Raw genomic sequence first — 16,454 nt, 5'->3', positions numbered from 1 at the left:
CCCGGCTCCTCAGAGAACGCCAAGGTCGTTGTCCACCAGTTCGAACAGCTCGTCGTCCGTCGCGGAGTCGAGCCCCGCCGCGCCCGGGTCGGTGCCGAGGTCGACCAGCAGCGACCGCAGGCGGCCCAGCACCTCCGGGCGCGTGCCCCCGTCCTCGGCCAGCGCCCGCAACCGCGCCTCCAGCCGGTCCAGCTCACCGGCCGGCGACTCCTGCCCGTCCAGCAGCTCGCCGTGCAGGCGCTCGGCCAGCGCGACCGGCGTCGGGTGGTCGAACAGCAGCGTGGAGGGCAGCCGGACCCCGGTCGCGGCGGCCAGCCGGTTGCGCAGCTCGACCGCGGTCAGCGAGTCGAAGCCCGCGTCCAGGAATCCGCGGGTGGTCTCGACGGTGTCCGGCCCGGGGTGGCCGAGCACGGCGGCGGCGTGCTCCCGCACCAGGCCCAGCACCACGCGGCGCTGGTCGGCCACCGGCAGCGCGGCCAGCCGCTCCACCAGCCCCGCCGCACCCGCGCCCGCACCCGCCGCGCCCGACCTCGCCCCGCCCCATCCCGCTTCGGCAGCACCCGGGGCCTCGGCGGCCACCAGCCCCCGCAGCAGCGCGGGCACCTCCTCGACGGCGGCGAGGTCCAGCCCCACCGGCACCACCACCGGCTCGTCGGCACCGCAGGCGGCGTCGAACAGCGCCAGCCCTTCGGCCACCGTCAGCGGCCGCACGCCCCACCTGGCCATCCGCGCCACGTCGGGGTCGCCGAGCCGGCCGGTCAGCCCGCTGCGCCGCTCCCACATGCCCCACGCCAGCGACACCGCCGGCAGCCCGGCCGCCCCGCGGTGCCGGGCCAACGCGTCCAGCACGCCGTTGGCCGCCGCGTAGTTGGCCTGCCCCGGCGTGCCGAACACCCCGGCCGCGGACGAGAACAGCACGAACCGCGTCAGGTCCCGGGTCAGCTCGTGCAGGTGCCACGCCGCGTCCGCCTTCGGACCCAGCACCGCGTCGACCTGCTCCGGCGTCAGGGACTCGACGATCCCGTCGGCCACGACCCCCGCCGCGTGCACCACGCCGCGCAGCGGGAACCCGGCGGGCACCAGGGTGAGCACGCGGGCCAGCGCGTCCCGGTCGGACACGTCGCACGCGGCGGTGGTGACCAGCGCGCCGGCGGCCTCCAGCTCCGCCACCAGCCCGGGATCGCTCCCCCGGCGACCGACCAGCAGCAGGCTGCGGACGCCGTGCGCGGTGACCAGGTGCCTGGCCACCGCCGCGCCGAGGACACCCGTGCCGCCGGTGATCAGGACCGTGCCGCCGGGGTCCCACGCGGGGGTCTCGCGCGGGCCGGTCAGGCGCGCCAGCCTGGGCACGCGGACGGTTCCGCCGCGCACCTCGCATTCGGGCTCCTCGTCCAGCACACCCAGGACCGCGTCCACCGGGAGGTCCGGGTCGTGCAGGTCGACCAGGGCGAACCGGTCCGGGTTCTCCGCGCGGGCCGACCGCACCAGGCCGCGCACCGCCGCGCGGGCGGGATCGGCGCCGCCGGGGACGACCACCAGCCGCGAGCGGGCGAACCGGTCGTCGTCCAACCACTCCCGCAGCACCGCCAGCACCCCGACCACGGCGTCCCGCGTGGTCCCGGTGGTGTGGTCGGTCGTCAGGAACACGGTGTCCGGGACGGTGTCGCCCACGTCGCGGAGGTCCGTGACGACCACGTGCGTGCCGGTGGGGGCCTGCGACGGCGCCTCGACCCAGTCGACGCGGAACAGGGAGTCCTGCGGCGCGCGCAGCGCCAGGGCGTCCACCCGGGCGACCGCCGTCCCGTCCAGGTCGGTCAGCACCAGCGAGACGGTGTCGTCGCCGCGCGGTGAGATCCGGACGCGCAGCGCGGTCCGGCCCGGTGCGACCAGCGACACCCCGCTCCACGAGAACGGCAGGGCGGCCTGCGCCCGGTCGGCGCCCGCCACGTGCAGGGCCGCGTCGAGCAGGGCCGGGTGCAGGCGGAACCGGCGCGCCTGCGGGCGGAGCCGTTCGGGCAGCGAGACCTCGGCGCAGAGGTCCGCGCCGACCCGGAACGCCGACCGCACGCCCCGGAACGCGGGCCCGTAGCGGTAGCCCAGCTCGTCGAGCCGCCGGTAGAGGTCCGGCACGTCGATGGGCTCGGCATCGGCGGGCGGCCACGGCGCCGGGTCGTCCACCGGGTGGGTCTCGGCGGTGAGGGCACCGGACGCGTGCCTGGTCCACGGCCCGTCGTCCGTCCGGGAGTGGACGCGGACCGACCGCTGCCCGGAGGGGTCGGGCGCGTCGACCGCGAGCTGCACGGTGGTGGTGCCGCGCAGGGTCAGCGGGGTCTCCAGGGTCAGCTCCGCCACCGCCGGGCAGCCCACGTGCTCCCCCGCCCACAGCACGAGGTCCAGGAACGCCGTGCCGGGCAGCAGCACCGCGTCCCGGACCGCGTGGTCGGCCAGCCACGGCGCGCGGTCCGGGGAGATCCGGCCGGTGAACACCGTCGTGCCCGAGTCCGCCAGCGTGACGACCGTGCTGATGAACGGGTGGTCGTTCAGGGTCGCCTCGGTGTCGTCGGCGTTGAGCCAGTAGCGCTGCCGTTGGAAGGGGTAGGTGGGCAGGTCGACCAGGCGGCCACCGGTCAGCAGCGGTGCCCAGTCAACCTCGACACCGTTCACGTGCGCCTCCGCCAACGAAGTCCAGAAACGGTCCAACCCACCGTCGTCGCGGCGCAGCGAACCGATAGTGACCGCTTCCTCCACGGTGTCCTGGATGTGACCGGTCAACACCGGGTGCGGACTCATCTCCACGTACACCGCCGCACCCAACTCACGCACCACCGGCTCGAACCGCACCGTCCGACGGAGGTTCCGGTACCAGTAGTCGGCGTCCAGTACCGCCTCATCGTCCACAGTGGAGTAGAACGGTATTGCGGGCGTGTGCGGCGTGATCCCGTGCAGTACCGCCAAGATCTCGTCGCGCACCGACTCGACCTGCTGTGAGTGCGATGCGTAATCGACCGCGATCCGCTTCCCCGGCACCCTCTCCAACAGCTCGTCGACCGCCTCCGGGTCCCCGGACACCACCACCGAAGCCGGCCCGTTGACCGCCGCCACCGACAACCGGTCGTCCAACGGAACCCGATCCGCCGCAAGCGACACCGACGCCATCGCACCCAGACCGGACAACCGCTGCGCGATGACCTGACTGCGCCGAGCCACGACCCGCGCGCCGTCCTCCAACGACAGCGCGCCCGCCACGCACGCGGCGGCGATCTCACCCTGGGAATGGCCAACCACCGCATCGGGTTCCACGCCGAACGACCGCCACAGCCCCGCCAACGACACCATCACCGCCCACAGGGCGGGCTGGACCTCGTCAACGCGGTCGCTGTCCAGCGCGTAGCGCAGGTCCCAGTCCACCCAGGGGCTCAGGGCCTCCGCGCACCGGTCCATCCACCCGGCGAACACCGGCGAGGACTCCCACAGCTCCAACGCCATCCCGGCCCACTGCGAGCCCTGCCCCGGGAAGACGAACACGGTCCTCCCCACCGGCCGGGCCACGCCCTCGACCAGCCGATCGCCCAGCAGCACGGCCCGGTGCGCCAACCGAGCCCGGCTCTTGACCAGCGAGTAGCCGATGTCCACCGCCGACCCGGGCCACCGGGACACCCGCCACACCTGCTCCCGCAACGCCTCGGCGGACGCGGCCGACAGCACCCACGGCACCGGATCGCCGTCGGGCGCGCGGACCTCCTCGACCGGCGGGCCCTGCTCCAGGATCACGTGCGCGTTCGTGCCGCCGATCCCGAACGACGACACCCCCGCCCGCCGGGGCCGGTCCCGCTCGGGCCACGGCACCGCCTCCCGCGCCACCTCCACCAGCCCGGCGGACCAGTCCACGAGGGTCGACGGCTCGTCCACGTGCAGGCTGGCGGGCACCACGCCGTGGCTCATCGCCAGCACCACCTTGATCACACCGGCGACACCCGCAGCCGCCTGCGCGTGACCGATGTTCGACTTCACCGACCCCAGCAGCAGCGGCACGTCCCGGTCCTGCCCGTAGGTCGCCAGCACCGCCTGCGCCTCGATCGGATCACCCAACCGCGTGCCCGTGCCGTGCCCCTCGACCACGTCCACGTCGGCGGGCGCGAAGCCGGCGCTCGCCAGCGCCGCCCGGATCACCCGCTGCTGGGCACGACCGCTCGGCGCGGTCAGCCCGTTGGACGCGCCGTCCTGGTTGACCGCCGAACCCCGGACCACGGCGAGCACCCGGCGCCCGTGCCGCCGCGCCTCGGACAGCGGTTCGACCAGCAGCACGCCGACGCCCTCGCCCCACCCGGTGCCGTCGGCCGCGTCCGCGAACGGCTTGCACCGCCCGTCGGCCGCGATCCCGCCCAGGCGGCCGAACTCGGCGAACGCGCCGGGGTTCGCCATCACCGTCACCCCGGCGGCCAGCGCCATCGCGCACTCGCCGCTGCGCACCGCCTGGCACGCGGTGTGCAGGGCCACCAGCGCCGAGGAGCACCCGGTGTCCAGGGTGACCGCCTGGCCCTCCAGCCCGAAGGTGTAGGCGATCCGGCCGGAGAGCACGCTGCCGGTGCTGCCGGTGGCCAGGTAGCCCTCGAAGTCCGCGGGTGCCTGGTGCATGCGGGGCCCGTAGTCCTGGGCCAGGGCGCCGACGAACACGCCGGTCCGGCTGCCGCGCACGGACGTCGGGTCGATGCCCGCCCGCTCGAAGACCTCCCACGCGCACTCCAGCACCAGCCGCTGCTGCGGGTCCATGGCGGTGGCCTCGCGCGGCGAGATGCCGAACAGGCCCGCGTCGAACTCGGCGGCGTCGTGGAGGAACCCGCCGGTGCCGGTCATCGCCCAGCCCCGGTCGGCCGGGAAGTCGGAGATCGCGTCGACCCCGTCGGCCACCAGCCGCCACAGGTCCTCGGGCGAGCCGACCCCGCCGGGGAACCGGCAGCTCATCGCCACGATCGCGATCGGCTCGTCCACGGGGGCGGCGGTCCCGGCCGGTGCCGGGGTGGCGGCCCCGGTCAGGTGGTCGGCGAGGGCGGCGCAGTTCGGGTGGTCGAACACGACCGTCGTCGGCAGGCTCAGCCCGGTCGCGCCGACCAGCCGGTTGCGCAGCTCGACGGCCGTGACCGAGTCGAAGCCCAGGTCCCTGAACGCGCGCCGGACGTCGACCGCGTCGCCGGAGTCCATCCCCAGCACGGCCGCCACCTGCGCGCGGACCAGCGGGAGGGCGTCCGCCACGGCGGGGCGCGGGGTGTCGGGTTCGACGTCCTGCGCGAAGACCTCGGCCAGCAGCGGGCGCCGGCGCGCGACGGCGTAGCTGGGGCCGAACGTCGGCCAGTCGACGTGGGCCACGACCAGGTTGGGCTCGTCCAGCTCCCGGAGCGCCCGCACCGCCACCCGCGGGTCCATCGCGACCACGCCGAGGCGGCGGAACCGCTCGCCCGCGCCGCCGCGCGCCATGCCGTCACCGGCCCAGCTGCCCCAGGCGATCGAGGTGGCGTTGCCCCCGGAGGCCCGGCGGCGTCGCGCGAGCGCGTCCAGGTGGGCGTTGGCGGCCGCGTAGGCGCCCTGCCCGCCACCGCCCCACACGCCCGCCCCGGACGAGAAGAGCACGAAGGCGTCGAGCGCGTCGTGGTCGAGCAGCGCGTCCAGGTTCTCGGCGCCGACGACCTTCGCCCGCAGCACGTCGTCGAGGTCGTCGATCGCGGTCACCGGCGTGCCGTGCTGCCCGACCCCGGCGGCGTGCACCACGGCGGTCAGGCCGGGCAGCGACGCCAGCAGGTCCCGCACCGCGTCGCGGTCGGCCACGTCGCAGGCCACGGCGGTGACCCCGTCGCCCAGCTCGGCCACCAGGTCCGCCACACCGGGCGCGTCGGCACCCCGGCGGCCGGCCAGGACCACGCGCTCGGCGCCGTGCCCGACGAGCCAGCGGGCCACGTGCGCGCCGAGCCCGCCGGTGCCCCCGGTGACCAGCACGGTCCCCCTGGGCCGCCAGGCGCGCCGCCGCTCGCGCGGTGCCCGCACGAGCCGCCGGGCGTAGGTGCCGTCGGACCGGACCGCCACCTGGTCCTCGTCGCCGGAGAGCACGGCGGTCAGCCGGTCGCGCACCCCGTCGTCCACGACCTCGGGCAGGTCGACCAGGCCGCCCCAGCGACCGGGCTGCTCCAGCCCGATGGTGAGCCCGAGGCCCCACAGCTGGGCCTGCGCCGGGTCGCGCACCACGTCACCGGGTGCCGCGGCGACCGCGCCCGAGGTCACCAGCCACAGCGGGGCCGTCACGTCCGCCCGCTCCAGCACCCGGACGGCGGTCAGGGTGTCGTGCGGCCCGAGGAACGACAGCACCCCGTCCACGCCGGCCAGGTGCTCGGCGAGCCGGTCCACCGCCACGGTCTCCACGGTCGGGCCGAGGTCCGGGACGACCGTGCCGCGGGCGGGCACCACCGCGAGCCAGCGGCCGGTCAGCGGTCGGCGCGCCTCGGCCAGCCGCCGCCAGGCGATGCGGTAGCGCCAGTCGTCCGCGGTGAGCGCTCCGACCTCGGGCCAGTAGCGCCTGTGCCGGAAGGGGTAGGTGGGGAGGTCGACCAGGCGGCCACCGGTCAGCAGCGGTGTCCAGTCGACCTCGACGCCGTTCACGTGCGCCTCGGCCAACGAGGTCCAGAAGCGTTGCGGCCCGCCGTCACCGCGTCGCAGCGAGCCGATGGCGACCGCGTCCGCGGTGGTGTCCTGGATGCCGGGCACCAGGACCGGGTGGGGGCTGACCTCCACGAACACGGCGTCACCCAGGGTCCGGACGGCCTGCTCGAACCGCACGGTCCGGCGGAGGTTGCGGTACCAGTAGTCGGCGTCGAACTCCGCCGTCTCCGACACGGTCGAGTGGAACGGGATCTCGGCCGTGCGCGGCGTGATCCCCTCCAGTGCCTCCAAAATCTCGTCCCGCACCGCCTCCACCTGCTGCGAGTGCGATGCGTAGTCAACCGCGATCCGCTTCCCCGGCACCTTCGCCAGCAGCTCGTCGATCGCCTCCGGGTCCCCGGACACCACCACGTTCGCCGGGCTGTTGACCGCCGCCACCGACAACCGGTCGTCCAACGGGACCCGGTCCTCCGGGAGCGCCACGGATGCCATCGCGCCCTTGCCGGACAGCCGGTCCGCGATCACCCGGCTGCGGATCGCGACGATCCGCGCGCCGTCGTCGAGCGAGAGCGCGCCCGCCACGCAGGCGGCGGCGATCTCACCCTGGGAGTGGCCGATCACCGCGTCGGGTTCCACGCCGAACGACCGCCACAGGCCGGCCAACGACACCATCACCGCCCACAGGGCGGGCTGGACCACGTCGACCCGCTCACCGCGCAGGCCGTCCCGCAGTTCCCAGTCCACCCAGGGGCGCAAAGCGCTTGCGCACCGGTCCATCCACCCGGCGAACACCGGCGAGGACTCCCACAGCTCCTCGGCCATCCCCGCCCACTGCGACCCCTGCCCGGGGAAGACGAACACCGTCCTGCGCGACCGGGCCACACCTTCGACCAGCCGGTTCCCCACCAGCACCGCCCGGTGCGCCAACCGGGCCCGGCTCTTGACCAGCGAGTAGCCGATGTCCACCGCCGAACCCGGCCAGCCGGACACCCGCCGGACCTGCTCCCGCAACGCCTCGGCCGACGCGGCCGACAGCACCCACGGCACCGGACCACGGTCGGCCGCCCGGGATTCCTCGACGGCCGGGCCCTGCTCGATGATCACGTGCGCGTTCGTCCCGCTGATCCCGAACGAGGACACACCCGCCCGCCGGGGCCGCTCCCGAGCGGGCCACGCCACCGACTCCCGAGCCAGTTCCACCAACCCGGCCGACCAGTCGACCTCCGGCGACGGCTCGTCGACGTGCAGGCTGGCGGGCACCACGCCGTGGCTCATCGCCAGCACCACCTTGATCACACCGGCCATGCCCGCGGCGGCCTGGGTGTGCCCGATGTTGGACTTCACCGACCCCAGCAGCAGCGGTTCGACCCGGTCCTGGCCGTAGGTCGCCAGCACCGCCTGCGCCTCGATCGGATCACCCAACCGCGTACCCGTGCCGTGCCCCTCGACCACGTCCACGTCGGCGGGCGCCAGACCGGCGTTGGCCAACGCCTGCCGGATGACCTCTTCCTGACTCGGCCCGTTCGGCGCCGTCAACCCGTTGGACGCCCCGTCCTGGTTCACCGCCGAACCCCGCAGCACCGCCAGCACCCGACGCCCGGCGCGGCGGGCGGTCGACAACCGCTCCACCACCAACATCCCGACGCCCTCGGCCCACCCGGTGCCGTCCGCCGCCCCGGCGAACGACTTGCACCGCCCGTCCGCCGCCAACCCACCCTGCCGCGCGAACTCGTCGAACAGCACCGGCGAGGACATCACCGTCACCCCGCCGACCAACGCCATCGAACTCTCACCACGCCGCACCGACTCAGCCGCCAGGTGCAACGCCACCAGCGACGACGAACACGCCGTGTCGACCGAGATGGCGGGTCCCCGCGCCCCCAGGAAGTACGACACCCGACCTGACACGACGCTCCCGGCGCCGCCGATCAGGTTGGCGTCCCCTCCCGTGTAGTCGCCGCGCATCACGCCGATGAAGACACCGAGACCGGTCCCCCGCACCGACGACGGGTCGACCCCGGCTCGTTCCAACGCCTCCCACGAGCACTCCAGCACCAACCGCTGCTGCGGGTCCATCGACAACGCCTCACGCGGCGAAATCCCGAAGAACTCCGCGTCAAACCCCGCCACATCGTCGACGAACCCACCAAAGCCCGAACCCCACCCCCGATCCGCCGGGAACTCCGACACCACATCCCGGCCTTCGGCAACCACCTCCCACAAGTCCTCCGGAGACACCACACCACCCGGAAAACGACACGCCATCCCCACCACCACGACCGGATCACCGTCGACGGCGGCGGGACGCGCCCGTGCCGCCCGCCCGGTCGTCCTCTCCAGCAGCCGGTCGGCGACCGCCTCCGGCGTCGGGTGGTCGAAGATCAGCGTGCTCGGCAGGCTCGTGCCGCAGGCGGCGGCCAACCGGTTGCGCAGCTCCACCCCGGTCAGCGAGTCGAACCCCAGCTCCCGGAACGCGCGCCCGCGCGCCACGGCCTCCGGTGACGGGTGGCCGAGGACCGCGGCCGCGTGGGCGCGCACCAGGTCGATGGCGGCCTGGCGCCGCTCGGCCTCGGGCACGTCCGCGAGCGCCCGGCCGGGCCTGGCGGGCGTGCCCCCGGCCAGGCCGCGCAGCACCGCGGGCCCGGTGCCCAGCAGGCGCGGGTCGATCCTGGTGGCGGCCACCGCGGGTCGGCCGGCGCCCAGGGCGGCGTCGAACAGGTCCAGCGCCCGCGCGGTGGGCAGCGGGGTCATGCCGGTGCGCGCCAGCCTGCGGCGCTCGACCTCGCCGACGCCGCCGGTCATCCCGCTCCGCTGCTCCCACAGGCCCCAGGCCACCGACACCGCGGGCAGGCCGCGGGCGTGCCGGTGGGCCGCCAGCGCGTCCAGGAACGCGTTCGCCGCGGCGTAGTTGCCCTGCCCCGGGGTGCCGACCACGCCCGCCATCGACGAGAACAGCACGAACGCGGACAGGTCCCCGGCCAGTTCGTGCAGGTGCCGGGCGGCGTCCGCCTTCGGCGCCAGCACGGCGTCCACCTGCTCCGGCGTCAACGACTCGACCAGGCCGTCGTCGAGGACGCCCGCGGTGTGCACGACGGCGTCGACGGGGTGCACCGCGAGCAGCCGGGCCACCTGGTCGCGGTCGGCCAGGTCGCACGCGACCACGTCGACCGCCGCGCCCAGCCCGACCAGGTCGGCGAACCGCCCGGCCGTCGCCGTGCGGCCGGTCAGGACCAACCGCCGGACGCCGTGCGCGGTCACGAGGTGCCGGGCCACCAGACCTCCCAGCGTCCCGGTCGCCCCGGTGACCAGCACCGTGCCCGCCAGGGCCGGACCGGGCTCCGCGGACGTCCTGCGCAGCCTCGGCACCAGGACCGCGCCCGCCCGGACGGCGAGCTGCGGTTCGTCCAGGCCCACCCCGTCGGGCAGCTCGCCGCCGGCGTCGAGGTCGACGAGGACGAACCGGTCGGGGTGCTCGGCCTGCGCCGAGCGGACCAGCCCCCACACCGGGGCGTGCACCAGGTCCGGGTCGGCGCCCGTGGCGTTCCTGGTCACCACGACCAGCCGCTCCTCGGGCAGGCGCTCGGTGGCGAGCCAGTCCCGGGTCGCCCGGAGCACCTGCCCGAGCAGGTCGCGCACCGCCTGTCCCGGCGCACCGGCCGGCCGGGGGCACTCGAAGACGGTCGCCTTCGCCGGCTGCCCGACCGCGGGCGCGGGCTGCCAGTCCACCTCGTAGAGGGTGCGGCGGGCCGTGTCCACCGGCCGCAGCGCCAGCGACGCGACCGAGGCCACCGGGGTGCCTTCGGTGTCCGTCATGGCCACCGCGAAGGCGTCGGGACCAGCGGGCGTCAACCAGACGCGCAGGGTGCTCACTTCCGTTGCCGCACAACGAACCCCGGTCCACGCGAAGGGCAGCCGCAGGCCGTCGGCGTCGAGCAGCAGCGGGTGGAGCGCCGCGTCGAGCAGCGCCGGGTGCAGCCCGAAGCCCACCAGGTCCGGCCGCCGGTCGACCTCGGCGAACAGCTCGTCGCCGCGCCGCCAGGCCGCGCGCAACCCCCGGAACGCGGGCCCGTACTCGAAGCCGGACCCGGCCAGCACGTCGTACCGGACCTCCAGCGGCACCGCGCCCTCCGGCGGCCACGCCACGTGGTCGACCGTCGGCGCACCGGTCTCGGCCAGCGTGCCGGCCGCGTGCCTGCGCCACCGCTCGTGGGCCGCCGACCGGGCGTGCACGCTCACCGGCCGGTGGCCGTCGGCGTCGACCGCGCCCACCAGCACCTGCACGTCCACCACGTCGTGCGCGGACAGTTCGAGGGGCGCCTCCACGACGAGGTCGTGGACGGTCGCCCAGCCCAGCCGACCGCCCGCGTGGGCCGCCAGCTCCAGGAAGGCGGTGCCGGGGAACAGCACCGCGCCCGCCACGACGTGGTCGGCCAGCCAGGGCTGCGCGCGCAGCGAGAACCGGCCGGTCGACAGCGAACCGGCGCCGTCGGCGAACTCGACCGCGGTTTCGAGGATCGGGTGCGCCTGGGCGGACGGCTTGACGTCGAGCCAGTAGTCCTTGTGCTGGAAGGGGTAGGTGGGCAGGTCGACCAAACGGCCACCGATCAGCAGCGGTGCCCAGTCGACCTCGACACCGTTCACGTGCGCCTCGGCCAACGAAGTCCGGAACCGCTCTGGTCCACCGTCGTCGCGGCGCAGCGAACCAATCGTGACCGCTTCCTCCACGGTGTCCTGGATGTGACCGGTCAACACCGGGTGCGGACTCATCTCCACGTACACCGCCGCACCCAACTCACGCACCACCGGCTCGAACCGCACCGTCTGACGAAGGTTGCGGTACCAGTAGTCGGCGTCGAACTCCGCCGTTCCGGACACCGTGGAGTGGAACGGGATCTCTGCTGCACGTGGCGTGATCCCCTGCAACGCCTCCAAGATTTCGTCGCGCACCGCCTCCACTTGCTGCGAGTGCGATGCGTAGTCAACCGCGATCCGCTTCCCCGGCACCCTCGCCAACAGCTCGTCGATGGCTGCCGGGTCCCCGGACACCACTGTCGTCGCAGGGCTGTTGACCGCCGCCACCGACAACCGGTCGTCCAACCGGATCTGGTCTTCCGGAAGCGACACCGACGCCATCGCACCCAAGCCGGACAACCGCCGCGCGATGACCTGACTGCGCCTCGCCACGATCCGCGCGCCGTCATCGAGCGAGAGCGCGCCCGCCACGCACGCGGCGGCAATCTCACCCTGGGAATGGCCAACCACCGCATCCGGTTCCACACCGAACGACCGCCACAACCCCGCCAACGACACCATCACCGCCCACAAGGCGGGCTGGACCACGTCGACCCCCTCACCGCGCAGGCCGTCCCGCAGTTCCCAGTCCACCCAAGGGCTCAAGGCTTCCGCACAGCGATCCATCCAGTCGGCGAACACCGGGGACGAATCCCACAGCTCCAACGCCATCCCGGCCCACTGCGCCCCTTGGCCGGGAAAGACGAACACCGTCTTGGCCGAACGCGCCACACCTTCGACCAGCCGATCACCCAGCAACACCGCCCGGTGCGCCAACCGGGCCCGGCTCTTGACCAGCGAATAACCGATGTCCACCGCCGAACCCGGCCAGCCCGACACCCGCCGGACCTGCTCCCGCAACGCCTCGGCCGACGCGGCCGACAACACCCACGGCACCGGACCACCATCACCAGGTGCGTCGGCTTCCTCGACCGCCGGCGCCTGCTCCAGGATCACGTGCGCATTGGTCCCGCTGATCCCGAACGACGACACCCCCGCCCGCCGGGGCCGCTCCCGAGCGGGCCACGCCACCGACTCCCGAGCCACCTCAACCGCGCCCGTACCCCAGTCCACCACCGGCGACGGCTCGTCCACGTGCAGGCTCGCCGGCACGACCCCGTGCCGCATCGCCAGCACCACCTTGATCACACCGGCCACCCCGGCAGCCGCCTGCGCGTGACCGATGTTCGACTTCACCGACCCCAGCAGCAGCGGCACATCCCGGTCCTGCCCGTAGGTCGCCAGAAGCGCCTGCGCCTCGATCGGGTCACCCAACCGCGTGCCCGTACCGTGCCCCTCGACCACGTCGACATCAGCGGAACCGAGACCGGCGTTGGCCAACGCCTGCCGGATGACCTCTTCCTGACTCGGCCCGTTCGGCGCCGTCAACCCGTTGGACGCACCATCCTGGTTCACCGCCGAACCCCGCAGCACCGCCAGCACCCGACGCCCGTGCCGCCGCGCCTCGGACAGCCGCTCCACCACCAACATCCCGACGCCCTCGGCCCACCCGGTGCCGTCCGCCGCCCCGGCGAACGACTTGCACCGGCCGTCCGCCGCCAACCCACCCTGCCGCGCGAACTCCTCGAACAACGTTGGCGACGACATCACCGTCACCCCGCCGACCAACGCCATCGAACTCTCACCACGCCGCACCGACTCAGCCGCCAAGTGCAACGCCACCAACGACGACGAACACGCCGTGTCCACCGAGATGGCAGGTCCCCGCGCCCCCAGGAAGTACGACACCCGACCCGACACCACGCTGCCCGCGCCGCCGGTCACACCGAAATCACCGCCGCCCGCGTAGTCGCCGCGCATCACGCCGACGAACACACCGAGCGCACTCCCCCGCACCGACGACGGGTCGACCCCAGCCCGTTCCAACGCCTCCCACGAACACTCCAACACCAACCGCTGCTGCGGATCCATCGACAACGCCTCACGCGGCGAAATCCCGAAGAACTCGGCATCAAACCCCGCCACATCGTCAACGAACCCACCAAAGCCCGAACCCCAACCCCGATCCACCGGGAACTCCGACACCACATCCCGACCCCCGACAACCACCTCCCACAAGTCCTCCGGAGACACCACACCACCCGGAAAACGACACGCCATCCCCACCACCACGACCGGATCACCGTCAACAGCCGACACGGCGACGGGCGCGTTCTCGACCCGCTGACCGCCGAGGTAATCGGCCAGCTCGGTGCAACTGGGGTAGTCGAACAGCAGCGTGGCGGGCAGTGGCGTGCCGGTGTCGCCAGCAAGTCGGTTGCGCAGCTCGACCGCCAGGTGCGAGTCGACGCCGAGTTCGCGGAAGCTCAGGTCCACCGGGACGGCGTCCGGCGTCGGGTAGCCCAGGACCGCCGCGATGTGCGCCCGCACGAGCCCCAGGGGGTCGCGGGGCACCGGACGCGCCTCGGGCCGGGAATGCACCTCGGCACGCTCCCGGGTTTCGGGCGCCTCGTTGAGCCAGTACCGCTGCCGCTGGAACGGGTAGGTGGGCAGCCGGACCCGCGCGCCCTCGAACACCCGCTCCCACGCCGGCCGCAGCCCGTGCACGTGGAGCTGGGCGGCCGAGGTCAGCACCTGGTCGAGCCCGCCCTCGTCGCGGCGCAGCGAGCCGACCACCAGCGCGTCCCCGGCGATCCGCTGCACCGGCGCGGTGAGCACGGGGTGCGGGCTGGGTTCGACGAACACGTCGCAGCCCAGGTCGACCAGCGACCGGGTGCCGCGCTCGAACTCGACCCGCTGCCGCAGGTTGCGGTACCAGTACGAGGCGTCCAGCTCGGTGCCCGCCAGGGGTCCGCCGGTGACCGTGGAGACGAAGGTGACCTCGGTGGCCCTCGGCGTGATGTCGCGCAGGGCCGCGAGGAGCCCGTCGCGCAGCGGCCGCACCAGCGGCGAGTGCGACGCGGTGGTGACCTGCACCCGCCGCACCCGGACGCCCTCGCGCTCGCAGGCGTCCCCGAACTCCCGCACGGCCGCCGGCTCGCCGGACACCACCGTCGCGTCCGGCCCGTTCACCGCGGCGATCCACGCGCCGCCGGCCAGCCGGCGCGCCACCTCCCGCTCCGGCAGGGCCACCGCGACCATCGCGCCCTCGCCGAGGTCGCGGAAGGCGCGGCTGCGCACGGCCGTCACCTTCGCCGCGTCGTCGAGGGACAGGGCGCCCGCCACGCACGCTGCGGCGACCTCGCCCTGCGAGTGGCCCACCACCGCGTCGGGTTCGACGCCCAGGGACCGCCAGAGGGCGGCCAGCGACACCATCATCGCCCACAGGGCGGGTTGGACCACGTCCACGTCGTGCGCCTCGCCGCGGACCACGTCGAGCAGCGGGAAGTCGATGTGCGGTGCCAGCGCGTCGGCGCAGTCGCGCATCCGCGCCGCGAACACCGGTGAGGTGTCGAGCAGCGCCGCGCCCATGGCGGGCCACTGCGAGCCCTGGCCGGGGAAGACGAAGGCGACCTTGCCCGGTTGCCGGGCGATGCCCTTGACCAGGCCGGGGAACGGCAGGTCGGCGGCCAGCGCGGTCAGGCCGGCGCGCAGCCGGTCCCGGTCGGGCGCGACCAGCACCGCGCGGTGCGCGAAGGCGGGGCGGGTGGTGGCCGCGGTCCAGGCCGCGTCGGCCAGGTCGAGCCCGGGGTTGGCCTCGACGTGCTCGCGCAGCCGGGTGGCCTGGTCGCGCAGGGCCTGCCCGGTCTTGGCGGAGAGCACCCACGGCGCCACGGCCGACCCGCCCGCCCGCCGCGGCCCGGTCCACTCGGCCAGCACGACGTGGCAGTTGGTGCCGCCCATGCCGAAGGAGCTGACGCCGGCCAGCCGCGGTCCGGGGCCCGGCCACGGCCCGAGGCGGTCCTGGACGCGCAGGCGCAGCGCGTCCAGGGGGATCTCCGGGTTGGGGGTGCGGAAGTGCAGGCTCGCGGGCAGTTCGCCGTGGGCGAGGCTGAGCACCGCCTTGAGCAGGCCGGCGACGCCCGCGGCGCCCTCCAGGTGGCCGATGTTGGTCTTGACCGAGCCGACCAGCAGCGGCCGGTCGGCGGGGCGGCCCGCGCCCAGCACCTCGCCGAGGGCGGCGGCCTCGACCGGGTCGCCGACCCTGGTGCCGGTGCCGTGCAGCTCGACGTAGCCCACGTCGGCCGGGTCGACCCCGGCCCGCCGGTAGGCCAGCCGCAGCACCCGCGCCTGCGCGGCCCGCTCGGGCACGGTCAGGCCCGCGCCGCCGCCGTCGTTGGTCACCGCGCTGCCCCTGATCACGCAGTGCACCAGGTCGCCGTCGGCCTCCGCGTCGGCCAGCCGCTTGAGCACGAGCAGCGCGCCGCCCTCGCCGCGGACGTAGCCGTTGGCGCGGGCGTCGAAGGTGTGGCAGCGGCCGTCCGGGGAGAGCCCGCCGAACTCCACCGCGGTGCGCGCGCTGGTCTCGCTCAGGTTGAGGTTGACCCCGCCCGCCAGGGCGACCGAGCACTCCTCGCGCAGCAGGCTCGCGCACGCGGTGTGCACGGCGACCAGCGAGGACGACTGCGCCGCGTCGACCACGAAGCTGGGGCCGCGCAACCCCAGGGCGTAGGAGACCCGGTTGGCGATCATGCCGCGCTGGAACCCGGTCATGGCGTGCGCGCCGATGTCGTCGGGACCCCGCAGGTCCGCGTAGTCCTCGCGGATCGCGCCGACGAACACGCCCGCGTCACCGCCGGGCCGCACGCCCGCGTCCTCGAACGCCTCCCAGGCCAGCTCCAGCACCAGCCGCTGCTGCGGGTCCACCGACGCCGCCTCGCGCGGGGAGATCCCGAAGAACGCCGGGTCGAAGTCGCCGACGCGCTCCAGGAACCCGCCCCGGCCGGTGCCCGCGTCGACCCGGTCGGCGGGCACCGGCGTCACCGCGTCACCGCCGGCGCGCAGCAGCCGCCAGAACGAGTCCGGGTCCGGTGCCCCCGGCAGGCGGCAGGACATCCCGACGACCGCGATACCTCCGGCGAATCCCATGTCCCTGCCCCCAGGTGTGATCATGGACG

General features: G+C 74.7%; 1 protein-coding gene. It reads right to left on the bottom strand.

Features of this window, described 5'->3' with window-relative positions:
• Positions 1-9: 9 nt before the first annotated feature.
• On the bottom strand, positions 10-16,425 hold the full coding sequence (locus EKG83_RS17165; protein ID WP_194283028.1) for a type I polyketide synthase: 16,416 nt from the start codon (positions 16,423-16,425) through the stop codon (positions 10-12).
• Positions 16,426-16,454: the final 29 nt, after the last annotated feature.

The organism is Saccharothrix syringae, from assembly GCF_009498035.1.
GTDB classification, from domain to species: domain Bacteria; phylum Actinomycetota; class Actinomycetes; order Mycobacteriales; family Pseudonocardiaceae; genus Actinosynnema; species Actinosynnema syringae.
This window is presented reverse-complemented; position numbering and strand designations above follow the sequence as displayed.